Source organism: Streptomyces sp. NPDC087420 (assembly GCF_044744165.1).
In the GTDB taxonomy this organism is placed as follows: Bacteria; Actinomycetota; Actinomycetes; order Streptomycetales; family Streptomycetaceae; genus Streptomyces.
The window spans coordinates 451,868-475,290 of the sequence record NZ_JBIUXU010000002.1 but is presented as its reverse complement, the minus strand read 5'-3'; the positions used below and the strand labels follow the sequence as shown (position 1 = coordinate 475,290).

The 23,423-nt window shown below is 69.8% G+C and carries 24 protein-coding genes and 2 pseudogenes; 12 read left to right on the top strand and 14 right to left on the bottom strand.

What is annotated here, in order from left to right; translation table 11 throughout:
• Positions 1-576: 576 nt before the first annotated feature.
• Entirely contained in the window at positions 577-4,080 is a 3,504-nt protein-coding gene (locus tag ACIO1C_RS05605; RefSeq protein WP_401858935.1) for a DNRLRE domain-containing protein, read from the top strand.
• Positions 4,081-4,140: 60 nt separating this feature from the next.
• Here the strand turns inward: ACIO1C_RS05605 and ACIO1C_RS05600 are convergent, their stop codons facing one another.
• From ACIO1C_RS05600 to ACIO1C_RS05590, 3 genes are all read right to left on the bottom strand, one after another.
• Positions 4,141-4,977: an alpha/beta fold hydrolase gene (locus ACIO1C_RS05600; protein WP_401858933.1), complete on the bottom strand. Its 837-nt coding sequence runs from the start codon at positions 4,975-4,977 to the stop codon at positions 4,141-4,143.
• Positions 4,978-5,055: 78 nt separating this feature from the next.
• On the bottom strand, positions 5,056-5,271 hold the full coding sequence (locus ACIO1C_RS05595; RefSeq protein WP_401858931.1) for a hypothetical protein: 216 nt from the start codon (positions 5,269-5,271) through the stop codon (positions 5,056-5,058).
• Positions 5,268-5,438 carry a hypothetical protein gene (locus ACIO1C_RS05590; RefSeq protein ID WP_401858929.1) on the bottom strand — a complete coding sequence of 57 codons (171 nt, stop codon included), beginning with the start codon at positions 5,436-5,438 and terminating at the stop codon, positions 5,268-5,270. The genes ACIO1C_RS05595 and ACIO1C_RS05590 overlap by 4 nt, the downstream gene beginning before the upstream one ends.
• Before the next feature lie 121 nt (positions 5,439-5,559).
• On the opposite strand from ACIO1C_RS05590, the gene ACIO1C_RS05585 reads away from it, so the two are divergent.
• Both ACIO1C_RS05585 and ACIO1C_RS05580 read left to right on the top strand, forming a co-directional pair.
• Positions 5,560-6,387 carry a helix-turn-helix domain-containing protein gene (locus tag ACIO1C_RS05585; RefSeq protein ID WP_401858927.1) on the top strand — a complete coding sequence of 276 codons (828 nt, stop codon included), beginning with the start codon at positions 5,560-5,562 and terminating at the stop codon, positions 6,385-6,387.
• Positions 6,387-6,593: a DUF397 domain-containing protein gene (locus tag ACIO1C_RS05580; RefSeq protein WP_401858925.1), complete on the top strand. Its 207-nt coding sequence runs from the start codon at positions 6,387-6,389 to the stop codon at positions 6,591-6,593. Before ACIO1C_RS05585 ends, ACIO1C_RS05580 begins: the two co-directional genes overlap by 1 nt.
• 12 nt (positions 6,594-6,605) lie before the next feature.
• Here ACIO1C_RS05580 and ACIO1C_RS05575 read toward each other — a convergent pair whose 3' ends face one another.
• Entirely contained in the window at positions 6,606-7,511 is a 906-nt protein-coding gene (locus ACIO1C_RS05575; RefSeq protein ID WP_401858923.1) for an NAD(P)-dependent oxidoreductase, read from the bottom strand.
• 52 nt (positions 7,512-7,563) lie between these two features.
• Between ACIO1C_RS05575 and ACIO1C_RS05570 the strand changes: the two genes are divergently transcribed.
• Complete coding sequence (locus ACIO1C_RS05570; protein WP_401858921.1) at positions 7,564-7,971, top strand: MerR family transcriptional regulator; 408 nt, start codon at positions 7,564-7,566, stop codon at positions 7,969-7,971.
• Between the two features lie 22 nt (positions 7,972-7,993).
• Positions 7,994-8,209, top strand: coding sequence for a DUF397 domain-containing protein (locus ACIO1C_RS05565; protein WP_401858919.1), 216 nt, complete (start codon positions 7,994-7,996; stop codon positions 8,207-8,209).
• Positions 8,210-8,255: 46 nt separating this feature from the next.
• Here ACIO1C_RS05565 and ACIO1C_RS05560 read toward each other — a convergent pair whose 3' ends face one another.
• Positions 8,256-8,933: a DNA-binding response regulator gene (locus ACIO1C_RS05560; protein ID WP_401858917.1), complete on the bottom strand. Its 678-nt coding sequence runs from the start codon at positions 8,931-8,933 to the stop codon at positions 8,256-8,258.
• Positions 8,934-9,000: 67 nt separating this feature from the next.
• Between ACIO1C_RS05560 and ACIO1C_RS05555 the strand changes: the two genes are divergently transcribed.
• Together ACIO1C_RS05555 and ACIO1C_RS05550 are read left to right on the top strand one after the other, a co-directional pair.
• Positions 9,001-9,843 carry an oxidoreductase gene (locus ACIO1C_RS05555; RefSeq protein WP_401858915.1) on the top strand — a complete coding sequence of 281 codons (843 nt, stop codon included), beginning with the start codon at positions 9,001-9,003 and terminating at the stop codon, positions 9,841-9,843.
• Positions 9,844-10,016: 173 nt separating this feature from the next.
• On the top strand, positions 10,017-10,685 hold the full coding sequence (locus ACIO1C_RS05550; RefSeq protein ID WP_401858913.1) for a hypothetical protein: 669 nt from the start codon (positions 10,017-10,019) through the stop codon (positions 10,683-10,685).
• Positions 10,686-10,915: 230 nt separating this feature from the next.
• On the opposite strand, the gene ACIO1C_RS05545 is transcribed toward ACIO1C_RS05550, so the two are convergent.
• Positions 10,916-12,016, bottom strand: a complete 1,101-nt coding sequence (locus tag ACIO1C_RS05545) for a hypothetical protein (RefSeq protein ID WP_401858912.1) — start codon at positions 12,014-12,016, stop codon at positions 10,916-10,918.
• Positions 12,017-12,253: 237 nt separating this feature from the next.
• On the opposite strand from ACIO1C_RS05545, the gene ACIO1C_RS05540 reads away from it, so the two are divergent.
• The 4 genes from ACIO1C_RS05540 (at position 12,254) to ACIO1C_RS05525 (ending at position 16,763) form a co-directional block, all read left to right on the top strand.
• Entirely contained in the window at positions 12,254-13,402 is a 1,149-nt protein-coding gene (locus ACIO1C_RS05540) for an LLM class flavin-dependent oxidoreductase (protein ID WP_401858910.1), read from the top strand.
• Positions 13,403-13,404: 2 nt separating this feature from the next.
• A complete protein-coding gene (locus ACIO1C_RS05535; RefSeq protein ID WP_401858908.1) occupies positions 13,405-14,085 on the top strand; it encodes an FMN reductase in 681 nt (226 codons plus the stop codon).
• Positions 14,086-14,096: 11 nt separating this feature from the next.
• Positions 14,097-14,555: a universal stress protein gene (locus ACIO1C_RS05530; RefSeq protein WP_401858906.1), complete on the top strand. Its 459-nt coding sequence runs from the start codon at positions 14,097-14,099 to the stop codon at positions 14,553-14,555.
• A 177-nt stretch (positions 14,556-14,732) separates the two neighbouring features.
• A complete protein-coding gene (locus ACIO1C_RS05525; RefSeq protein ID WP_401858904.1) occupies positions 14,733-16,763 on the top strand; it encodes a SpoIIE family protein phosphatase in 2,031 nt (676 codons plus the stop codon).
• 22 nt (positions 16,764-16,785) lie between these two features.
• Here the strand turns inward: ACIO1C_RS05525 and ACIO1C_RS05520 are convergent, their stop codons facing one another.
• Together ACIO1C_RS05520 and ACIO1C_RS05515 are read right to left on the bottom strand one after the other, a co-directional pair.
• A complete protein-coding gene (locus ACIO1C_RS05520; protein ID WP_401858902.1) occupies positions 16,786-17,568 on the bottom strand; it encodes an MHYT domain-containing protein in 783 nt (260 codons plus the stop codon).
• 106 nt (positions 17,569-17,674) lie between these two features.
• Complete coding sequence (locus ACIO1C_RS05515) at positions 17,675-18,115, bottom strand: VOC family protein (protein ID WP_401858900.1); 441 nt, start codon at positions 18,113-18,115, stop codon at positions 17,675-17,677.
• 287 nt (positions 18,116-18,402) lie between these two features.
• Here ACIO1C_RS05515 and ACIO1C_RS05510 point away from each other — a divergent pair, with 287 nt between their 5' ends.
• The gene (locus ACIO1C_RS05510) at positions 18,403-19,152 is read left to right on the top strand and encodes an alpha/beta hydrolase (protein ID WP_401858899.1); all 750 of its coding nucleotides are present in this window, start codon (positions 18,403-18,405) and stop codon (positions 19,150-19,152) included.
• A gap of 9 nt (positions 19,153-19,161) precedes the next feature.
• On the opposite strand, the pseudogene ACIO1C_RS05505 reads toward ACIO1C_RS05510, so the two are convergent.
• The 6 genes and pseudogenes from ACIO1C_RS05505 to ACIO1C_RS05480 all read right to left on the bottom strand — a co-directional run.
• Positions 19,162-19,437, bottom strand: a pseudogene (locus ACIO1C_RS05505) (DUF4259 domain-containing protein); the annotation flags it as partial.
• A gap of 90 nt (positions 19,438-19,527) precedes the next feature.
• Positions 19,528-20,337, bottom strand: a pseudogene (locus tag ACIO1C_RS05500) (protein phosphatase 2C domain-containing protein); the annotation flags it as partial.
• 185 nt (positions 20,338-20,522) lie between these two features.
• On the bottom strand, positions 20,523-21,374 hold the full coding sequence (locus ACIO1C_RS05495) for an ABC transporter permease (RefSeq protein WP_401858897.1): 852 nt from the start codon (positions 21,372-21,374) through the stop codon (positions 20,523-20,525).
• A complete protein-coding gene (locus tag ACIO1C_RS05490) occupies positions 21,371-22,363 on the bottom strand; it encodes an ATP-binding cassette domain-containing protein (RefSeq protein WP_401858895.1) in 993 nt (330 codons plus the stop codon). Before ACIO1C_RS05490 ends, ACIO1C_RS05495 begins: the two co-directional genes overlap by 4 nt.
• 123 nt (positions 22,364-22,486) lie before the next feature.
• Positions 22,487-22,864: a hypothetical protein gene (locus tag ACIO1C_RS05485; protein WP_401858894.1), complete on the bottom strand. Its 378-nt coding sequence runs from the start codon at positions 22,862-22,864 to the stop codon at positions 22,487-22,489.
• A gap of 68 nt (positions 22,865-22,932) precedes the next feature.
• Positions 22,933-23,307 carry a DoxX family protein gene (locus tag ACIO1C_RS05480; protein WP_401858892.1) on the bottom strand — a complete coding sequence of 125 codons (375 nt, stop codon included), beginning with the start codon at positions 23,305-23,307 and terminating at the stop codon, positions 22,933-22,935.
• Between the last annotated feature and the right edge of the window lie 116 nt (positions 23,308-23,423).

The following is a 23,423-nucleotide window of genomic DNA, read 5'->3' as shown; positions in this document are numbered from 1 at the left end:
GAGTGGCGGACACGGCGCCGGCGACGGCGAGTTTCAGAGAGGCGAGACACGCCAGGATCCCCCCGGACCAGTGAGCACGGCACCGGGGTGGGCCGTACGGGACGTCGTGCAAGAACGCGCTGATTGTGTGGGGGAGTTGTGAGGAAAGACCAGAGAATTAATGATCAAGTGATGATCGTCACGTCACGTAGTGGATCAATTACAGACGCGTTCCGCACAAGCGGCGAATAAGCGCCCAAGCGAGCGCATCCCGCCAGATTGACGAGTAATCGGATCTTGGCCCCAGGCGAGCGCTTTCATGATCAAACCCCGCCATCTTTTAGGTCGTTACGAGGGGTTTCCTCACCACCGACGCACGACCCACCGCCACTGACGCGGCGTCACAGATCGACCCGCACCAGTCCCTCCCCAAGCCCCCGGCCATTTCCGCAGGGTGACGGCCGCTCACGCATGGGTCATGATCTGCTCGCTCATCTCGTGTGCTCAGGCCCGTGCTGCTCAGGCCCGCGTGGGGGCTCCGTATCCCCGGTCGGCGACCCGCCGTACGCCGGGGCAGAGGGGGGAGGGGTCTCACTCATGCCACACCACAGAAACCGCCTGCCGGGCCGGCGCACCGTCGCCGTGGCCTGCGCCGCGGCGATCGCCGCGACCGGGCTGACCTACGCCGGCATACGACTCACCGGGCCCGAGCCGTCCGCCGCATCACGCGCGCCCGCTGCCGCCGCCCCGGCGGTGACCGAGGCCGATGCGATCACCAGGGCGTCGAAGAGCGGCAAGGCGGTCGAGATCTCCGCGCGGCGCACGGCCGACTCCACCACCTGGGCGCTGCCCGACGGCCAGATGTCCCGCCGGATGTACGTCTCCCCCGTCCGCGCCAAGGTCGACGGGGTGTGGAAGCCGATCGACCCGTCGCTGCACCGGACGAGCCGGGGCTGGGAGCCCACGGCCACCAACGCCGGAATGGTGTTCTCCGCCGGGTCCGAGGCCGGGTCCGAGGCCGGGTCCGAGGCCGGGTCCGAGGCCGGGTCCGAACGCGCGTCACGCGGTACGGTCCGCCGCATCGCCCTCGCCAAGGACACGGCAAAAACCGCCGCCGACGACCCCGCCACCCCCCTCGTCACCCTCCACGCCGACGGCCACGACATCCAGCTCACCTGGCCCGGTCCCATCCCGCAGCCGATCATCGACAGCAACCGGGCCCTCTACCCCGAGATCATCCCCGGCGCAGACCTGGTCCTCACCGCCGACGACGAAGGCTTCTCCCAGCTCCTCGTCGTCAAGAACCGCACCGCCGCCGCCGACCCCCGCGTCGCCCAGCTCGCCTACGGCCTGTCCTCGCCCACCCTCACCTTCCGGCTCGACCCGGCGTCCGACATCGTCACCGCCGAGAACAGCGACGGCGACGAGATCGCCATGTCGCCCTCCCCCGTGATGTGGGACAACGCCGGTTCCCCCGCCGTGACCGACGGCGAGGTCGGCGCCACCGCCCAGCCCACGGAACCCGAAGTCCTGCCCTCCGACACGGCGCCCCCCGAAGAGACGCCCTCAGCTTCCGAATCCACCGACCCGGAAGCCGACCCGGAGACCGACGAGCAGGCCGACCCGTACCCCGAGACGCTCCCCTCCCCGAGCGACGAATCCGTACCCCCCGTACAGGACTCGCCACCCCCGCCCGTCCCGGCCGAGCCCACCCCCGCCCCCTCGCAGACCGGGTCGGCCGCCACGCTCTCCCTGCCCGCCCTCGACGGCCCGTCCCCGGACTCCCACGGAGCCCTGGTCGAAGCCGATCTCGCGGGCGGCAAGTGGCTCATCACCCCGGACGCCGACCTGCTCGCCGACCCGTCCACGGTCTACCCCGTCTTCATCGACCCGTCGGTCAAGAAGCACGTGCAGAACTGGACCACGGTCTACGACCGCTACCCGAAGGCCACCTTCTACAACGGCAAGGGCTTCAACAAGGGCGGTACGCACGAGGCACGCGTCGGCTTCGAGTCCGACACCTGGGGCACCTCGCGCTCCTTCCTCAACATCGATTACGACAGTTCCCTCAAGGGAGCGGTGATCACCAAGGCCACCCTGCGCCTCCTGGAGACGTACGCCTGGTCCTGCACCGACCGGGCCATGAGCGTGCACCTCACCGGCGCGATCAACTCGAAGACCAACTGGAAGAACGCCCCGAAGCTCAACGACGGCAACAAGGTCAGTACCCGGAGCTTCGCGCACGGCTACAAGTCCGGATGCCGCGACGCGTACGAGACCTTCGACGTCAAGAAGTCCGCCCAGAAGGCGGCGGACAAGGGCGCCGACAGCATCACCTTCGGCATGCGCGCGGTGAACGAGGACTCCCAGTACTCCTGGAAGAAGTTCGCCGCGAACGGCGAGAACGCCCCGTATCTCGAAATCGTCTACAACCGCCGCCCCGGCACACCCACCTCCCTCGACCTGGGGCCCGACGCCAGGTGCACCACGACCGAGCCGTACGTCCGCATCGCGGCCGGAGAGATCACCTTCACCGCGTCGGCCGCCGACCAGGACCGCAACCTCGACTACCTGGACTTCGACCTGTGGCCCACCGGGAAATGGGACACCGTCGGTGACCTGCTGAAGAGCACCGGCAAGAAGTCCGTGGGCGGGGACACCACCGAGGCCCGCGTCACCACCAGCGCCTTCTCCACCAGCAAGCTGACCAACAACACGAAGTACTCCTGGCGGGCCAGGTCGTTCGACGACACCGGTTCCAGCTCCGGCTACGCGCCGAAGAACACCCCCTGCCGGTTCATCATGGACACCGTCGCTCCCCAGCCCCCCGTCGTCACCTCCACGGACTTCCCCAACGCCGACAAGTCCCAGAACGGCTTCGGCGTCCAGCCCGAGGACGGCATCTGGAGCACCACCCCGTTCGGCACCGGCGGCTCCTTCACCGTCCGCGCGCTCAACACGGACGTGATCCGTTACGAGTACGGCTTCAACTCGGCGAGCTACCCCTTCTCCGTGTCCCGCACCAACGGCGCGGCGACCTCGGTCACCGCCAAGATCTCGAACGCCAAACCGCCGACCGCCGGGCCCAACGTGCTGTACGTACGGACCGTCGACGCGGCCGGCCACGTCTCCGAGCCGAACAAGTACCTCTTCTACGCGACACCCAAGACCAAAGCCGACACCCCGGGCGACTTCACCGGAGACGAACTGCCCGATCTCCTCACCGTCGCGCAGGACGGCCGCCTCTTCATCTACCCGTCCCAGGCGACCAACGACCTCGCCAAGGGCACCGGAGACCTGGACTACTCCATGCCGGGCGCCTACCGCGGCAATCCCGACAAGGACCCGAACGGCGACAAACTACCCACCCAGGTCCCCGCGCCGACCACCCACTTCAACAAGGCGCTGATCACGCACAACGGAGACATCTACGGAGGCGACGGGTTCCAGGACCTCGTCGTACGCGTCGAGGGCAAGCTGTGGGTCTACCCCGGCGACGGCTACGGCGCCGTGAACACCGACAAGCGCCGCGAGATCCTCCTCCCGCCCGGCGCCCCCGACCCCGCCACCTTCACCCAGATCGTCTCGGCCGGCGACGCCACGGGCGACGGCAAGACCGACTTCTTCGTCACGATCGGCGACGCCCTCTGGGCGCTGACCGGCTACAGCGGCGCGACCGTCGAACAGGCCACCAGGCTCTCCGCCTCCGCCTGGACGACACGCGACGTCGTCACCGTCCTGGACATCACCGGCGACGGCGTCACCGACCTGCTCTACCGTACGGACGAGTCGGGACGGCTCCTTCTCCGCACCGGCATCAAGCGGGCGGCCGGCGGGGTGGACCTCAACTCCCTTGCCACGGCGGCCAATTCGCAGGGCGGAGCCGACACCGAGTACGCGGCGTCCGGCTGGTTCAGCTCCGCCGTCCCGCAGATCATGGGCACCCCCGACACCAACGACGACAACATCCCCGACCTCTGGGGCCTGCGCGCCGACGGATCCGTACGAATCCACCTCGGCGGCAAGGCGGTCCTCACCGGCACCGGCACCGAAGTGATCGGCGCGAACGCGCCGTGGCAGGAGCGACAGGCCATCGGCTGACACCGACCCGCCGACGCAGACCGGCCCTTCACGCCGCCCTGCCTCTCGGACCACGCGCGCTCATCCCTTGATGAACTCGGTGATGTGGGGGGCGATCTTCCTCGGAGCCATGACGACGGCGCCGTGGTTGAGGCCGGGCAGGGTGTGGTGGTCGGCCTGCGGCAGGATCTCGGCGAGGGCGCGGGCGGCGCGGTGGAAGGCGGCGGGGCTCTTGCCGCCGGTGAGTACCCGGGTGCGCGCGGCCACCCCCCGCCACTCGGCCGCGTCGAGCGGTTTGCCTTGCTGGGTGTCGCCCATGACCGCGATGTCGTAGGGCAGGGTGCGGGCCAGTCCGGTGAGGTTCGCCCACATTTTCGGCATGAGCTTCATGAAGAACACGGCGATGCCGGGCATCCCCTGCGCTCTCGTCATGAAGTACTTGACCGCGTCGCTGTCCCGGCCTTCCGCGAGCAGTGTGGTGATCCGCTGCGCGAGATCCCTGGGTGGTCCGTCGTCGCCCTCGGCGACCACGAAGGGCGGCTCGTACAGGGCCAGGCGGTCGACGTTCACTCCGGCGGCCGCCGCGCGCAGGGCGAGGACGGCTCCGGAGGAGGAGCCGAACAGCGACGCCGAACCGCCGACGTGTTCGATCAGGGCGGCGATGTCCTCCACCTCCCGGTCGGGGGTGTAAGCGTCACCGTCACCGCTGGCGCCCCGCCCGCGCCGGTCGTAGTTGACGACGGTGAAGTGCGGGGCGAGGAGAGCCGCGAGTTTGGTGGTGTCGGAGCGGTCCGCCAGTGCCGAGGCGACCAGGACGACGGCCGGCCCGCTGCCCGACTGCTCGAATGCGATCTCGGTACCGTCGGCGGAGACGACACGGTCCTCGGCTCCGGCCGACTGCTTTCGGGCTGTTGCCATATCTGTCTCTCCGGTTCGCTTAAGGGCCACAGTTGCAGGGTGAGTTGCTGCCGGTGAGACTCCCGCGGGGCGGGAAACTCATCGGTGCCCGAGCCCCCCGGCGTCCGGGGGGTCGTAGTCGGGACACAGCTCCTGGCCGCACTCGCACTTGGGCCAGCGCAGGGCCGCCCCCGGTACGAGATCGGCGTCGCCGCCACCGCCGCCGGTTTCGGGCTTCCGTACGACCAGAACGCCGTCCGTACCGAACTCCTCCGTCAGCCTCGCCAGAAGATGGCGCGCTTTGCTCTGTGTCATTCCGCCACTCGCCTCAATCCGTCCAGCACACGTTCCAGGAGTTCTTCCGTCACCGGGTCGTACATCCGGGGAATCCGCTCGGGCACGAGCCGCCAGAAGCCGCCGCCATGGACCGTGACCTCCAGTTCCGCCGTACCGTCCGCCGTACCGGCGGCTCGCTCGCACATGGTGGGGATGCGCCTTCCGTCATCGCAATGTCACCGTCTGTGCAACAAGCATCGGCAACTCTGCGTAATATCAGAAGCCATTTCCCTCCCAACCCGGCCACGGGGATAAGGAGTTCCTGGCATGGCACCACGAGCACGAGAACTGACGCCCGACCGTTCCGCCCGCCATTTGTTCGGCTCAGAGATGCGGCGACTGCGCGAACAGGCCGGAATGAGCCTGGAAAGCCTGGCGGGTGTCGTGAGGTACGCGAAGAGTTCGCTGGCGCGGTACGAGACGGCGGACGCGATGATCCCCCCGGACCTCGCGGAACGCCTCGACGCGGCGTTCGGTACGGATGGGTTGTTCGTGAAGCTGTACGGCCTGGCGCGGAACGAGATCCACCCGGATCAGTTCCGGCGGTTGATGGAGTTGGAGAGGAGGGCGCGGCTGATCCAGCAGTACACAGGTCAGCTCGTGCCGGGTCTGGTGCAGACGGAGGCGTACGCCCGCGCCCTCTTCGAGATCCACAACCCCAAGGCGCGGCAGGACGAGATCGAAGAGCTGGTGACTGCGCGCATGAGTCGTCAGGCCCTCTTGCTGGCCGATCCCGCCCCCGATCTGTTCCTGATCCTCGACGAAGCGGTGCTACGGCGGTCATTCGGCGGACCGGCCGTCATGCGGGCGCAGTTGGCCCGGCTGCTCGATCTGACGCTCACCCCGACCAGCGTGGTGCAGGTTCTCCCCTTCGAGCACGGGGGACACGCGCTGGCCGGAGGTTCGCTGAGGCTGATGACCCTCGACAACGGGGCACAGGTCGCCTATGAAGAAAGCATCGCCACTGGAACACTGATGGAGGATCCCGCGGCCGTGACGCCTCGGCTGCGGTCCTACGATCTACTCAGGGCGTGTGCCCTGTCGCCGAAGGACACGGCGGCGTTCATCCGATCCACGATGGAGGCGCTTCCCTGATGAGCAACACCCCGGACCTCGCGCACGCCAAGTGGGTCAAGTCCTCGTTCAGCGGCAACGGGGGCGACAACTGCCTTGAATGGGCACCCACCCACCGTAACCTCATCCCGGTCCGGGACAGCAAGAATCCATCCGGCCCCGCCCTCCTCCTCACCCCCACCGCCTGGGCCACCTTCGTCGCGTTTGCCGCGCGCCAGGCGCACTGACCAGGTAGAGCGCTACGCGGGCTTGCCGAACTCCTCGATGAGTACGGCGTACTGCTCCCCACCGTGTCCGGCGGCGATCGCCCGGTCAGCGATCGCCTTGAACAGACGGGGCAGTTCGGCGTTGACGCCCGCCGCCTCACTCGCCTCGATCAAGTGCGTCATCGCCCGCACGTCGGTCTCCAGAGCCGACACCTCGGCGGGGAAGGAACCGGCGTCGACCTGCTCGGCGTACCCGGGCAGCCAATCGGCGACACCGGCGGCCATCTGCCGCGCGAACGGCGCGTAGGTCGCGGCGTCGACACCGGCGGTCCTGAGCAGGGCGGTTCCTTGGAGCCAGGCGTTCAGGACGCTCCACATCATGGCCAGGCCGGCGACGTCGTACAGGGCTGCCAGCCCGTGGTCCTCGCCGAGGTAGGTGGGGGTGCCGAGCGCGTCGAGGGTTGGTTTGTGGGCATCGAAGTCCGGCTGCGGGCCGCTGTGGAGGATCACCGCGTCGGGGGTTCCGATCGCGGGTGGGACGGCCATGATGGCGCCGTCGAGATAACGGGCGCCGCGCTGTTCGGCCCACGCGGCGGTTTCCCGGGCCTGGGTGGAGTCGCCCGAGGTGAGGTTGATGAGCGTGGTGCCGTCGAGTTCGACATCGGGCGTGCCGAGCAGTTCGCGTACGGCGTGGTAGTCGGTCAGGCAGATGACGGTCAGGGAGCTACGCCGGATCGCGTCGCCGACGGTCGGGGCCAACCACGCACCCTCTGCGACGAGTTGGTCGGCCTTGACGGCCGTACGGTTCCACACGGTGGTGGGGTGACCGGCTGTCAGGAAGGCGCGGGCGAGAGCCTGGCCCATCAGTCCTAGTCCGATGACGGTGACGGTGACGGTGACGGTGACGGGTGAGGGCGTATCGCTTGCGGTATTGGTCATGGCAGCATCGTCAACGTTCATACCGGTGTGAAGGTCAAGCGAGGTTGGTCTGATGCGGATCGGGGAACTGAGTCGCCGGACAGGCGTCAACGCCCATCAGCTGCGCTACTACGGGGCGCAGGGGTTGCTGGAGGCGGACCGGGGGGCCAACGGCTACCGCGAATACGACGAGAGCGCGGTGCTACGGGTGAAGCAGATCCGGCACCTGCTCGGTGCGGGTCTGTCGTCCGAGGACATCGCGTACCTGCTGCCGTGCGCGACGGGAGAGGCCCCGGAGCTGCCGGGGTGCCCGGATCTGCTGGCGGCGATGCGGTCCCGTCTGGACCGCCTGGACGAACAGATGGACAAACTGGCCCAGTCCCGCGAGGCCTTGGCCCACTACATCGGCGAGGCGGCGCGCACGAGCGCCGACACGTATCCCCCTTTCGACGGCACCGCCCACGAGGCGGTCTCTGCCTGAGCAACCAACCACGGAGGCTCCAATGACGACCGCTCCGGACCTGGCGCACGCCGCGTGGGTCAAGTCGTCGTACAGCAACGGCAACGGTGGCGGTTGCGTGGAATGGGCGCCCGCGCCCGCCCGTACCGCCCACCTCGTCCCCGTCCGCGACAGCAAGAACCCCACCGGCCCCGCGCTCCTCCTCACCCCCACCGCGTGGGCGCACCTCGTCGCGTACGCCGCCCGTCAGGCGAACTAGTGCCGCACGGCATGCGGACTGCTGGAGGGCCGCGATCACTGTGGTTTCAGTGGGGCAGCCCCAACTCGCCCGCACGCAGGCCCGCCTGGAAGCGGGAGTCGGCCTCGAGTTCGGTCATCAGCTCGGCCACGCGTCGCCGGTAGGTACGCAGGGAGACGCCGAGCCGTTTGGCCGCCGATGTGTCGGTCAGGCCCGAACCGAGGGCTTTCAGGATCGTCCGGCTCTCGGCGTCGAGGTGCGGGACGTCGCCGCGCAGATAGGTTTCGAGGTCGACGGCGGCGTCCCAGATCGCCCGGAACAGCGAGTGAACACCGTCGACCAGGATCCGCGACGTCGTCACGGTGTACTCGCGGCCGGTGGGGGTCTCCTGGCCGGCGAGGATCATCACGCGCCGGTCGATGAGGATGGTTTCGTGCGGCAGCGGCGAACGGCTGATCCGGACGAGAGCACCCTGGCTCCGCACCAGCCGCAGGTGTGCGCGGGCCTCCTCGTCGGCGAGTGCCACCGGGCTGAGCAGTTTTCGAGGGATCAAGCCAGCGGGACCGGCGGCGCGATCCGCGGCGCGCATCCGATTCCGGATCGCGGCCCTGGCCTCCGGTTGCGACCAGGTCTTGAGATCCCGGGCGGCGCACAGGAACTCGGTCCGCGCGGACGCGAAGAGATGACCTGCGCGCGCGGTCAGCTCCGCGTCTCCTCGCACTGAGAAAACCTCTTCGTTCCGCATTCCGCCAGTCTGGCAGCAAGCTGCCACGGGCTCGCCGGGTGTCGGGGCCGCGGACACCATGAGCGTCATGACGATCAAGACCTTCTCCCTCGGCGGAGAACTGACGATCAACCGGCTCGGCTTCGGCGCGATGCGCCTCGCGATGGGCACCTTCGCCGGTCCACCGCGAGATCCCCGGACAGGCGTCGCGGTGCTCCGCAGGGCCGTGGAGCTGGGCGTCAACCACATCGACACGGCCGGCTTCTACGGCAGGGACGAGGTGTGGGCCAACGAGCTGATCCGTACGGCATTGGCCCCTTACCGCGACGACCTGGTGATCGCGACGAAGGTGGGACCGTTGCCCGGACCCCACGGTGTGCCGAGCGGGCAGGCGACGGCTGATCAGCTGCGCGGCCTGGTCGAAGCGGATCTGCGCTCTCTGGGTCTCGACCGGCTCGACCTGGTCTATCTGCGGGTCGGCGGGATGACCGGACCGGGTGACGAGTCGATTGCCGAACGGTTCGCGGTCCTGGCCGCGCTCCGCGCGGAGGGACTGATCCGGAACCTGGGTGTCAGTAACGTCGACGCCGCCCAACTGGCCGAGGCCCGGGGCATCGCGCCCGTCACGGCGGTGCAGAACCGGCACACCGGCGACACGGGGTTGCTGCCCGCGTGCGAGGAGGCGGGCATCGCGTACGTGCCGTACTTTCCGCTCGGCGGCGGCGTCGGCGGCGGCCCGCCCGACGCCGAACGGCTCGGCAGGGTCGCGGCACGCCTGGGCGCGACCACCGCGCAGGTCGCGATCGCCGCACTGTTGGCGACGTCGCCGTCGGTGCTGGCGATTCCGGGCACCGGCTCCCTCGATCACCTGGAGGAGAACCTCGCGGCGAACGATCTCCGTCTCCGTGACGAGGACTTGTCCGACCTGTGAGGCTGACGGGTCCGCTCCCGAAGGCAGCTGGGCTGCCATGCCCATCGCGGCCTGCGGGCAGGCCTGCGGGCAGGCCCGTGGGCAGGCCCGCGATCTTCACTCCCCGCTCTACCGTGGGCACGCTCCGTGCGTCATAGTGAAGCCAAGGGGATCCGAACTTGGGGGGATATTTCATGATCGAGCAGGCGTATGTTCAAGCCACCGACGAGACCGCGCCGACGGTCAAGGTCATCAGGGAGCGGATCTCGAAGGGGGTGGCCGGGACGAAGGGCACGGCCCTCGAACGCCTCCAGTGGTGGCTTCAGATGCCGGCCGATTCCACGTTCGGGAAGATGTTGGACAACGACTGCCAGGTGCGCGCTCGAAGGGTCGGCGTTCTGCTGAGCCCCGGGGAAAAAGGACTGTACGAGCCCGCCGGCCTCGCGTTGGCGATGAACGTCCCGGGCAAGTGGAAGACGATCGACGGCGCCTTGGAGGCCGACCGTGCCGTGTACCTCAACGGTTCGACCGGACACGTGGGCGGGACCCTGAGCAAGTTCGGCAACCCGGAGAACATCGGATTCCATGTGATCGTCTTCCTGGCCGTCGGGAAGGAGACCGGAGGACGCGGCTACTACCTGGGCTTCGACCCGGACGTCAGCGCCACGACGGAGTCCCGGGCGGCGTGGAAGGCGTTGGTCACCGGCGACACCGAGACGAAGCCGCAGGACTTCTCCGCCGAGAAGAGCCTGGAGGTCGTCAAGTCGATGATCCTCGGCAGCGCGGAAAGCGGCTTCGGCCCGCTGGTCCGCAAGTACTACGTCGACACCGCCAAGGCCTTCCCACCCGTCCGTCACACCTGACCATCACACCTGAGCACACCCGGGACCGCACCGATGACCGCCGCCTGTGTCCAGGCGCCAGGCATCGTCCCGGTCGAGAGCCATCCGGTTACGGCGTCGCACCACCGGATCCTGGAGCAACTCGGCCGTCAGGCCAAGGTAGCGCGGCGCGCAGGCGCGACGCGCGACGAATCAGCGCTCGCCTGACGGCGCCGCTCCACCGGTTTTTCGGCGAACCGGCCGACCGGGTCCTACGAACGCGTTGTGGTGATCTCCACGTTCGCCTCGTCCACGCGCAGCAGCTTCACCGTCACCGTGACCCTCTCCCCGCCCGCCCGGCCGTACGTGCCCCTGCCGCCCTCGCCCAGGGTCATCGAGCCGGAGCCGCCCGACGGGTACGCGGTGTGGAGCCGTACCACCCTGTCCTTCACCCACGCGGTCAGCTTCAGGTCACCGACCTTGATGTCCGCCGGCTGCGGCGTGAGCCGTACCTCGCACTTTCCGTCCGCGCAGGCGGCGAAGTCCGTGCCGTCGGCCGGCGGGGGCAGCTGGGCGTGGGAGCTGACGGGGGCGGGGGTAGCAGGGGAAGCGGGGGTAGCAGGGGTGGCGGGGGTACGGGACGGGTCGGCCGGCCTGACCGGTCGTCCCGGCGCCGACGCCGGGACACAGCGCGGCGCCAGGTGGTACGCGGCGCCCAGGTCCGGGTTCATGCCGGCCAGGGCCGGCAGGTCGGGGCGCGGCTGCTTCAAGGACGCCAGCAGCCTGCCGACCCGCTTCGCGCGCTCGGTCTTCTCCGCCGGGGAGAGGCTCGTGAGGGCGAAGAAGTCGGACAGCCTCGTGACCTCGGGCCGGATCTCGCCGACGCCCGCCGCCAGTTGCGCGCGCAGGCGGTCCGCGGCGGCGATTCCCGACGGCCGCAGGGCGGCGTAACCGGCCGCGGCGGCCTCCACGGAGGAGGAGGCCCAGTTCAGGTAGCTGTCGGCGGTGAACCCCGGGTCGGGACGGTAGGACGAGCCGGGGGCCGGGTCGGAGGCGGGGGCGGGAGCGTGGGCGCTCGCGGGGTCGTTCGTGGGGTGCGCGAGTTCCTTGACCTTCTGCGCGCTCTGCTTCCGGGCCGCGTCGAGGGTCGCGGTGGTCGCGCACATCGTGTCGGTCCACACGACCAGCGCCCGGCTGGGGGCGGAGGCGGTGGCGATGGCCGGTTTGTCGTCCGTACGAGCGGGCGCGGCGTCCTTGCCCGGCGTGCATCCGCTCACCAGCGTCAGCCCCGTCACGAGCGCGAGCGCGGCCCCTGAGCGGCGCCCGGCCGTCCGTACCGCCGTCCGACCTGCCATCCGTACCGTCTTGAGCATGCGAGATCCTCTCCTGGTCCGGGTTCCTGGTCCGGGTGCGGAGCGTAGCGAGCGGTTGCCGTGTGTGGCCGCGATGCGCGATTTCCGGTCGTCACGTTCACTCGTCAGGAGGGACGGCGGCGGCGCGGGTGGACGGACGGAATAGCGGGAGGGGGGTCTCCGTTGTAAGGTGCAGAATCAGTTTAAGATTCAACCAACAGCCCCATAGCAGGCAGCGACCAGCGAGAGGTGAGCACGATGCAGTTCGGGATCTTCACGGTCGGCGACGTCACGCCCGACCCGACCACCGGACGGACACCGAGCGAGCACGAGCGGATCAAGGCGATGGTCACCATCGCGCGGAAGGCCGAGGAGGTCGGGCTCGACGTCTTCGCGACGGGGGAGCACCACAACCCGCCCTTCGTCCCGTCCTCGCCCACGACCATGCTCGGCTACATCGCGGCCACCACCGAGCGGCTGATCCTCTCCACGTCCACCACCCTCATCACCACCAACGACCCGGTGAAGATCGCGGAGGACTTCGCGATGCTCCAGCACCTGGCCGACGGCCGGGTGGACCTGATGATGGGGCGCGGCAACACCGGGCCCGTCTATCCGTGGTTCGGTGAGGACATCCGCCAGGGCATCCCGCTCGCCATCGAGAAGTACGCGCTGCTGCACCGGCTGTGGCGTGAGGACGTCGTGGACTGGGAGGGCAAGTTCCGTACGCCCCTCCAGGGCTTCACGGCCACGCCCCGGCCGCTGGACGGCACACCGCCGTTCGTCTGGCACGGCTCGATCCGCTCGCCCGAGATCGCCGAGCAGGCCGCGTACTACGGAGACGGCTTCTTCGCGAACCACATCTTCTGGCCCAAGGAGCACTACCAGAAGCTGATCCGGCTCTACCGGAAGCGTTACGCGCACTACGGGCACGGCACGCCGGAGCAGGCGATGGTCGGGCTGGGCGGGCAGGCGTTCATCCGGAAGAACTCGCAGGACGCGGTACGGGAGTTCCGGCCGTACTTCGACAACGCGCCGGTCTACGGGCACGGCCCGTCGCTGGAGGAGTTCACCGAGCAGACGCCGCTGACCGTGGGCAGTCCGCAGGAGGTCATCGAGAAGACGCTGACGTTCCGGGAGTCCTTCGGTGACTACCAGCGGCAGCTGTTCCTGATGGACCACGCGGGGCTGCCGCTGAAGACGGTGCTGGAGCAGCTCGACCTGCTGGGCGAGGAGGTCGTACCGGTGCTGCGGGCGGAGTTCGCCAAGAACCGCCCGTCGGAGGTGCCGGACGGTCCGCTGCACCCGGCCGCGGCGGCGGCCCGTACCGGCTCTACCGGCTCCACCGGCACTACCGGCACTACCGGCTCCACCGGCACTACCGGCTCCACCCCCAGGGAGGTCTGACCGTGGAAACGCTGAAGATCGTCGCCGTGTCGGCGGGACTGAGCAAGCCGTCCTCGACGCGCCTGCTCGCGGACCGGCTGGCGGAGTCGGTGACGTGGGAACTGACCGCCATGGACGTCAAGGCGGAGGTCACGGTCGTCGAACTGCGCGATCTGGCCGTCGACATCGCGAACCACCTGGTCACCGGATTCCCGTCGCCCGCGCTGCGGGCGGCGCTGGAGAGGGTGACCGAGGCGGACGCCCTCATCACGGTGACGCCGGTGTTCGCGGGGTCGTACAGCGGGCTCTTCAAGTCCTTCTTCGACCTGGTCGAGCCGGACGCGCTGCGCGGGACGCCCGTTCTGCTGGCGGCGACGGGCGGGACGGCCCGGCACTCGCTGGTCGTGGAACACGCGATGCGGCCGCTGTTCTCGTACCTGCGGGCGCTGACGCTCCCGACGGCGGTCTTCGCGGCCACGGACGACTGGGGCGCCGGCGCGGACACGTACGGCGGCGGGCTGCCGGCGCGCATCGAGCGGGCGGGGGCGGAGCTGGCGCGGCTGGTGGCGGGAGCCGGCGCACGAGCCGACGGGGCCGGGCGGAATGCCCCGGGCGCCGCGGACGCTGATGATGCCGACGAGGTGGTGCCGTTCGAGCAACTCCTCGCGAACCACACAGGCACGACCAGAATGACCAACCGGTAGGAGAGCACGACATGAGCACCAGCCCCACCCCCGCCAGCAGGATCGTGGTCGGCGTCGACGGCTCGGAGCCGTCCTTGAAGGCCCTGCACTGGGCGGTGCGCCAGGCGAAGCTGACCGGCGACCAGGTGACCGCGGTGATCGGGTGGGAGTATCCCGCGACCGGCTGGGCCGCCATGATGCCAGGCACTCCGGCGGAGTTCGACCCCGAGTCGCTGGCGCGCCAGATACTCGACGAGACGCTGGACAAGAACCTGGACGACACGGTCGCGGCGACGATCGAACGCCGCGTGGTCAACGGCCCCGCGGCCCAGGTCCTGATCGACGCCTCCAAGGAGGCGACGCTCCTGGTGGTCGGCGAACGTGGTTACAGCGGGTTCACGGCCACGCTGCTGGGCTCGGTGAGCCTCCACGTCACCCAGCACGCGAAGTCCCCGGTGGTAGTGGTCCGAGGAGAGCACACCGAGAACTGACCCCAGAACTGGACCGAGAACTGAACCGAGCACTGATCCCGTCCCCCCGGGCCTGGCCGAGTCAGGGCACCCGGGGGGAGGTCCGTCCAGCCCTCCGTCCCGGCCTCCGTCCTGCCCTCCCTCCTGCCCCGCGCCCGCCCCCCGCTTGTGTGCAAAGCTTGTGAGGGAGGTATCCGCATGGCACGCGCATGGGATCGCGACCACGTACTGGCCGCGCTGCTCCTGGCCTTCATCGGCCTCATCGCCTTCCTCCAGCTGGGTGTGGATCCGGGCCTCTTTCCGTGGGCCGGGTACTCGGTCCTGGCCGAGTTGGTCGCCAGCGCCCTCCTCCCCTTCCGGCTGACCTTCGTCGTCGGGGTGGCCGACCTGGGCGCGGTGGCCGGTGTCTACGGAATAGGCGTCGAGGGAGTTGCCACGCGTGACCGCTTCATCACCGTTCTCGCGGTGTTCCTCGCGTTTGTCGTCAGCCTCGCCGTGTGCCGCCTCCGCGAGAAACGGGACAGACGCCTCAGGAACCTGACGATCTCCAGGGCCCGGTTGCGCCTGCTCAGCGTGGCGGGCCGGCGGGTCGGCAGCACGCTGGACGTCTCCCGTACGGCCGCGGAACTGGCCGATGTCGCCGTGCTGGAGTTCGCCGATCTGGCCCGGGTCGACCTTGTCGCCGCCCGGGACCCCTCCGCCACCTCCGCGGCCGGCCCGGAGTGGGTCTATCCGGCCGCGCGGCGGACCAGTCCGGCGGCCGGGCCGGGAAGTGCCCGGAGTCCCGGAGTCCCGACGACGTACCGGGAGGCGTCGGGCCCCGCCCTGTGCCTGGCCACCGGCAGCTCCGTACTCAGCCAGGATTCCGCGACCACGACGACCTGGTTCAGCGAGAATCCGGACCACCCCGGGGAGAACCCGGACCACCCCGGGGCCGACGAGGCGGGTCCGACCTCCGCCATGGCCATTTGTCTGCGCGCCCGCCACGCCACCCTGGGTGTGGTCATCTTCGGCCGCCTCGGAGCACGACCGCCCTTTGACGACGATGACGTCCTCCTCGCCGAGGAGATCGCCTCGCGGGCCGCCGTCTGCATCGACAACGCGCGCCGGTACACCCGCGAGCGGGAGACCGCCCTGGCCCTCCAGCGCAGTCTGCTGCCGCAGGAGATGCCGACCCTCATGGCCGTGGACACCCACTCCCGCTACCTGCCCGCCGACTCCGCGGCCGGGGTGGGTGGCGACTGGTTCGACGTCATCCCCCTGTCCGGGGCCCGGGTCGCCCTGATCGTCGGGGACGTCGCGGGGCACGGCATCCAGGCGTCGGCGACCATGGGGCGCCTGCGCACCGCCGTGCGGACACTCGCCGACATCGAGCTGGCCCCCGACGAACTCCTCACCCGCCTCGACGCCATCGTGCTGCACCAGACGGCGGGCGTGCGCAAGGAGGTCGCGGACACGGACCTGAGCGCCACGTGCCTGTACGCCGTCTACGATCCCGTGACGTGCGAGTGCACCGTGGCCCGGGCGGGGCACGCGCCGCCCGCGGTGCGCCACCCCGACGGAACCGTCAGCCTCCTGGACGCCCCCGCGGGCCCGCCGCTCGGCGTCGGAGGACTGCCCTTCGAGTCGGCTCAGGCCCGCGTCCCGGCGGGCAGCCTCGTCGTCCTGTACACCGACGGACTGATCGAGTCCTACGACCACGACATCGACGAGGGCCTGGACCTCCTCTGTACGGCTCTGCGCGGCACGAACCCCTCCATGAGCGACGCGGCCGACCAGATCCTCCACTCCCTGCTCCCCAATCCGCCGCGGGACGACGTGGCGCTGCTCATCGCCCGTACCCGCGCGCTGGGCGCCGGCCAGGTCGCGGGGTGGCAGCTGCCCAGCGCCCCCGCCGCGGTGGCGCGGGCGCGCAAGTACGCCACCGACCAGCTCACCACCTGGGACATGAGTGAGGATGTCGAGTTCGCCGCCGAACTCATCGTCAGCGAACTCGTCACCAATGCCGTCCGCTACGCCACCGGTCCCATCTCCCTCCGTCTGATCAACGGGGACAGCCTCATCTGCGAGGTGTCGGACGGCAGCAACACCTCCCCCCATCTGCGTCTGGCCGCGGCACTCGACGAAGGCGGGCGGGGACTGTTCCTGATCGCCCGGACCAGCCGGCGCTGGGGCACCCGCCAGACGAGCGCGGGAAAGACCATCTGGGCCGAACTGGGCGTCTCCTGACCCGTGGCGCCTTCTCCCGTGGTCAGCCGTTGTGGTGTGTCCGCGGTTGTGCCGCCGGTCTGTCCCACTGGTCGCCCAGTACCAGCAGCGGATCGAACATGACGATGACGGCCGCCAGGATGAGGAAGACCACCGGACCCAGGAGCACCGGGAGGATGAACGACGCCGGGAAGTCGGAGCCTGTTGAGCTCGCGGCGCTCTGGACGTGTACCGTCACCGCCGCCATTCCGATGTAGTGCATTCCGGTGACGGCGATCCCCATGACGACGCTCGCGCCCAGGCTCGCGAAGAAGCCGTGGATGGAGACCGCCGCCCAGAGTGCGGCGGTCGCCGCGACCACGGCGACCACGATGGAGGCGGCGACCGTCGGAGCGGCGTACTCCAGGTGGCCCGCCAGCCGGATTCCGGCCGTGCCCGTGTAGTGCATCGCCGCGACTCCCAGCCCGGTGACCGTGCCCGCGAGTGCGAGGGTCCACCGGCTCGCGCCCCGGTAGCCGACGACGAATACTCCGATGCCGACCATCACGATCGCCACGAAGAGGCTGAGAATCGTCAGGGTTCCGTCGTAACTGATCGGTGTCTCTTCGACGTTGAAGCCGATCATGGCGATGAAGTGCATGGTCCAGATACCGGAACCGATGGCCCCGGCCCCCAGGGCCAGCCAGCCGGCCTTCCTCCAGGAGTGTTCGGCTCGCAGCGAGCGGGTGGTGCAGCGAAGACCGAGAGCCGCGCCGAGACATGCCATGAGGTAGGCGGCGATGGGAGTGATGAGTCCGTAGTTGAATCCGTCGACGGTGCCGCGCATCAGTAGGACGACCTTTGGTTCAGGAAGTGGGTACTGGGGCGTGGGGGGCGACGCGATTATGGGGTGTAGGGCGGTGGTGCGGACCGATTCGTACGGTCTCGTCTTCTTAACGAAGTTGTTCGGCCAGGCCGACGATGATGCCCTCCGGGCCACGGACGTAGCAGAGCAGATGGCTGTCCTCGAACCGGGCGATCTCGCCGAGGAGTTCGGCGCCGTGGGGGCGCAGGCGGGCGACGGTGTCCTCAAGGTCGTCGACGGCGAACATGACGCGGTGCGTGCCCAGGATGTTGTGCGGCCGGTCGCGCGGGCCGGCGCTGATCGGCGCGGGGCTGCGGTACTTCGCCAGTTCGAGCCGGCTGTGGCCGTCCGGGGTCCGGACCATCGCGATGTCACAGCGGACGCCGTCGAGTCCGGTGCACTGGTCGGCGAAGAGACCCTGGACCTCGGCCCTGCCCTCCAGCTCCATACCGAGTTCCACGAAGAACGCGATGGCGGCGTCCATGTCCTCGACGACGATGCCGACGTTGTCCATCCGCTGAATGGCCATGCTGCTCTCTCCTTCTTTCTTTGTACGGCCGCTGGTGGCCGGTGACGCCCCTGGGACGGAGCAGGTGCCAGGTTCTCGACATCCGGCGCCGGCCACGGAGGCTCCGCACAAACCCGTGAGACGGATGACGGCGACCGCTGCTACATTTCCGGAGGCCGTGCGAGAGATCGAGGAGGTGGTACCCGTGAACGCAGTTTCGACATGGGTGCTCCCCTCCGGGGTCACGGTCGGGCGATAGGCAGGTCGTCCGGGAGCGCCGTTCCAGTGCTCTCCCGAAAGGTACGACCATGCGTTTCACTTCCGAGCAGCGCCTCGACGACGGCGTCCTCGAACGCACATTCACCCTCGGCGACATCCCCGGCATCCTGTGGACACCCGCATCGGCATCCGTACCGGCGTCGTCCGCACCGGCGCCGCTGATCCTGCTCGGCCACCCTCCCCTCGGGCTGGGCACGATGTACCCCCGGCTGGTGGCCCGGGCCCGGCAGTCCGCGGCGGACGGCTTCGCCACGGCCACCATCGAGCTCCCCGGGAGCGGCGACCGGCCCCGTTGGCCCGCCGTCGACCAGGCCCGCGCCGACCTGCGCCGGGCGATGGAGGCCGGCGAGCCGGTGGGCGACGAAATAGTCGACGCCCTCGTCCTCCCGCTGGTCGAAAAGGCCGTCCCGGAATGGCAGGCCGCCCTGGACGCCCTCCTTCCGCTGCCCGGGATCGGCGGCCCGGTCGGATACTCGGGGGGAGTGATCTCCATCGGCATCCGGCTGGCGGTGGTCGAGCCGCGCGTCTCGGCCGCCGTTCTGTTCGCCGGGAGTTTGGTGCCCCGCGCCCTGTTCGAGGAGGCCCGGCAGGTCACCATTCCGCTGCACGTCCTGTTGCAGTGGGACGACGAAGGGAACGACCGCCAGGCGGCCCTGGACCTGTTCGACGCCTTCAGCTCCACGGAGAAGTCCTTGCACGCGCACCTCGGCGGCCACACCGGCGTTCCGCGGTACGCGGGGGACGCGGCGGCCCAGTTCTTCACCCGACATCTGAAGTGAGGTTCTGGCTCAGACAGCGAAGAGCGCGAGGGTAGGTGGCGGCGGGGCGAGCACGGTGCGAAGGCGGGTGAGTACGGCCCGCCATTGCTTCCAGTCCTCCGGGTCGACCCAGTTCGAGGCCGGCCCGGCCTCGTCGCCGACGATGCGGGCGAGGGCTTGGTCAGCGAGTGCCCGAAGGTCGGAAGGGAACGTCGGCATAGGTGTTTCCGGGCCGCCGCACGTGTCCACGGGTTCGCCTTCCGGGCATTGCGCCGCGACGAGTGCGGCGGCGGCCACCGCCTCGTCCGCTTCCGCGAGCCAGCCCGTGGCGTCGATCGTCCGGACGAGGACGCCTCGGATCAGGGCTTCGCGTGGACCACCGGGAGCGCCGATCCGCACGACGTCCGCCACCACGCACGCGACGTTGTCCGGGGCCCCGGCGCCGTGGGCGAGGGCGACCAGGTCGGCCACCGCCTTCTCCGGGGCCGCCGCGTTGGTCACGACGTGCCGTATCTCCCCCGCCGGGACCACTGTCGACAGGCCGTCCGAGCAGAGCAGGTAGCGGTCCCCCGCACGCGCCTCGTGCAGGCGCAGTTCGGGGCGGGCCGCCTCCTGCCTGCCGTCCAGGGACCGCAGCAGCATCGACCGCCGCGGATGCGACACCGCCTCCTCGGCCGTGAGGCCGCCGCCGTCGATCAGGTACTGCACCACCGTGTGGTCGTGCGTGATCCGGAAGAACTCCCCGTCCCGCAGCAGATACGCGCGGGTGTCGCCGATGTGCACCAGCGCCGGCTGCGAACCGGTCCACAGCATCGCGGTGAGCGTCGTACCGGACCCGCTCTCCGCACCACCGCCGGCCCCGCCGGCCACCGCTCCGACCTTCTCGTTCGCCCGGACCACCCCCTCCGTCAGCGCGTTGAGCAGATCCCCTCCCCGATCGCGAGCGACTTCAGCGCGTCGACGGCCGCCGAACTGGCCCGCGCCCCCTCCGCGCCGTACCCGTCGGCGACCGCCAACAGGCCGTCGTCCGCGTACGCCGTGTCCTGGTTGGTCGCCCGGACCAGCCCCCGGTCGGACCGGGACGCGTGGCGGATCCCGAGCGGTGTACGGGTCGACGCGAGCCGGTCGCAGCAGCCCCAACTCGTCGTAGCGGCGCAGCGCCTTCGCGGACAGCCGGGACGCGCGGGCGAAGGCGCCGATCGTCAGCGCACCGCCGGCCGGCCCGGCCGCGCCGCCGGCCGGCCCGGCCGCGCCACCGCCCGGCACGTTCGTACCGCCGCCCGGCACGTTCTCTCCTCGTGCCGGGCTCCCCGCCCGGCCCCACCGATGCTGGTGCTTCCCCACGGAGGAAGGTCAAGCGGGCGTGAGCGGTTCTCGGCGGCCGCCCTGTCTCACTTCCGGTTGTACAGCCGCATCGTCACCGCCCCGAACACCACCAGCAGGCCCGCCGACCACCCCAGCGACCACCCGATGTGCGCCGCCGGCCAGTCGCCCTCCATCAGTTCTCGTACCGCCGTCGCCACGTGGCTCACCGGGCTGTTGTTCACGAAGGCCTGGAGCCAGCCCGGCATGGTCTTCGGGTCCACGAAGACGTTGCTCAGGAACGTCAGCGGGAAGATCACCATCATGCTCACGCCCATGACGGACTTCTCGCTGCGCAGGAGCAGGCCGAACATCGTCCACAGCCACGAGAACGAGAACGCGAAGACCAGCAGCACCGCCAGGCCCGCCAGGATGCCCAGCGGGCCGCCGTGGGGGCGGTAGCCGATGGCCATGCCGACCGCGAGCATCACCAGTGACGCGATCACATAGCGGACGAGGTCGCCCAGCAGATAGCCGACCATGGGCGCGGGGCGCCAGATCGGGAGCGTACGGAAGCGGTCGAAGACGCCCTTCTCGATGTCCGTGTTGACCGCGACGCCCGTGTACATCGTGATCATCACGACGCTCATCACCAGGATGCCCGGCAGCAGGAACTGGATGTACGCCGAGACGGAGCCGGCCAGCGCACCCCCGAAGAGGTACGCGTACATGAGCACCATCATGATCGGGAAGGCCGTCACGTCGAAGAGCTGTTCCGGCACGTGCTTGATCTTGAGCATCGCGCGCCAGCCGAAGGTCAGCGACGCGGAGAGCGCGCCGGGGCGCGGCGGGCGGTCCTTGTTCACCAGGAGGGCGGCCAGATCCTCCCGCCCCGGGGTGGTCAGTTCGATGTCGTTCGTGGCCGCCGTGCTGGTGGTCATGCCGCCGCCCCCGCCTTCGTCACGTCGAGCGGCTTGTCCGTCAGCGCCAGGAACACCTCGTCCAGCGTCGGCTGCCCCAGCGAGAAGTTGTCCACCGTGATCCCCGCGCGCGCCAGCTCCGCCAGCGCCCGCGCCGCCCGTTCCGCCGCGCCCTGTTCGCTGCCGTGGGCCGTGACCGTCGCGGTCAGGGCGAGCGGGTCCGCGTCGAGCTGGACCACCGCGTCGAGCGCGCGCGTCAGCAGCCGCTCCGCCTCCGGCCGCCGCTCCGCGTCCCGCAGGCGCAGATGGACCGAGCCCGCGCCGACCGACGCCTTCAGCTCGCCCTTCGTGCCCTCCGCGATCACCTTCCCGTGGTCGATCACGGCGATACGGGACGCCAACTGGTCCGCCTCGTCCAGGTACTGGGTCGTCAGCATGACCGTCGTGCCCTGCGCGACCACGGCCCGCACGATGTCCCACACCTGGTTACGGCTGCGCGGGTCGAGCCCGGTCGTCGGCTCGTCCAGGAACAGCAGGTCCGGCGTGTTGAGGATGGACGCGGCGATGTCGATACGGCGCCGCATGCCGCCCGAGTAGTTCTTCACCTGCCTGCCCGCCGCCTCCGTCAGCCCGAAGGCCTCCAGCAGTTGGCCGGCACGGGCCCGCGCGGCGACCTTCGCGTGCCCGAGGAGCCGCGCCAGCAGCACCAGGTTCTCGGTGCCGGTCAGGTCCTCGTCGACCGAGGCGTACTGCCCGGTGAGGCTGACCCGCGCGCGGACCGCGTCCGCGTCCCGCACCACGTCCTTGCCGAACACCCGCGCCTCGCCGCCGTCCGGGCGCAGCAGCGTGGCGAGCATCTTCACGGCGGTCGTCTTGCCCGCGCCGTTCGGTCCGAGGACCCCGTAGACCGTGCCCGCCGGCACGGCGAGATCGATGCCGTCCACGGCGCGGTGCTCACCGAAGACTTTCACCAGCTCCCGGGTCTCGATCGCGAGATCTGTTGTTGTCATCACCAGTCCTTGTCGTGATCTGTGTTGTCCTGCGGAGGAAAACCCAAGCACTGGTAAAGACCTCGCGGCCCGCCAGAACTCATCTGGCGGGCCGCGAGAATTTTTCAGGAGGTACGGGAGCCCTCAGGGCTCCCGCATGTAGAACAGGTAGAACGTGACCAGCGTCGTACTGACCCCGAACGTCAGACCGATCCCCGAGGACAGCAGCACGCTGTGCTGGGTCAGGCTGTACAGGAAGCCGATCGCACAGCCGACCAGTACGCCCCAGGCGCCGGCGCGCAGTTCGCGTATCAGCAGGTGCTGGACCCGTACCAGACCGTAGATCAGACCGGTGAGAACCAGCCCGGACGCCAGCGCCAGGGCCAGCTGACCGAAGTTGGCGGCTCCGCCGCTGCGCGCGATGAACTGCGCGTAGATGCCGTACGCCGCGCCGAAGAGCAGCGGCGGTCCCCAGCCCCGGAGCGAGATGTGCGGCCGGGTGCGGATTGCTGCGTGTGCCATGGCAGGAGGCTCCTTCCCCTCGCGCCCCCCACCACTCCAGGGCACACCAGCCACCCGCGACCGGCAACTCAGAAGGAGTACGGGCCGAACCTGCCCCACGCCACCAGCGCCGCCACCACCAGCAGGACGACGTTGAAGACGACGTGCTTGGTCTCCCCGCGCCTGCCGTGCACGACGGCCGCCCCCGCCATGACCACCGCGAGGCCGGTGGCGGCCAGCGGCACCAGGACGGTCGCGATGTCCAGGACGGCCGGGAGTATCAGCCCGATCGCGCCGAGCACCTCCACCACCCCGATGAACTTGAGCGCGGCGGGCGAGAAGTCCTCGGCCCAGGCGCCGCTGCTCTCGACGATCTTCGGTTTGGGCTGGAGCGCCTTGCCCGCGCCGGAGGCGAGGAAGAGGAGGGCGAGGACGGAGGCGGCGATCCACAGGGTGATGTTCATCAGGGACTTCCGAGAGGAGGGGAGAGGGAGGGACGGGACGGAACGGTTGGTGCGGCGGGAGACGCTTGACTTGAAGCTTCAAGTCAAGCGTCATGCGTGACCGTAGAACGGATCAC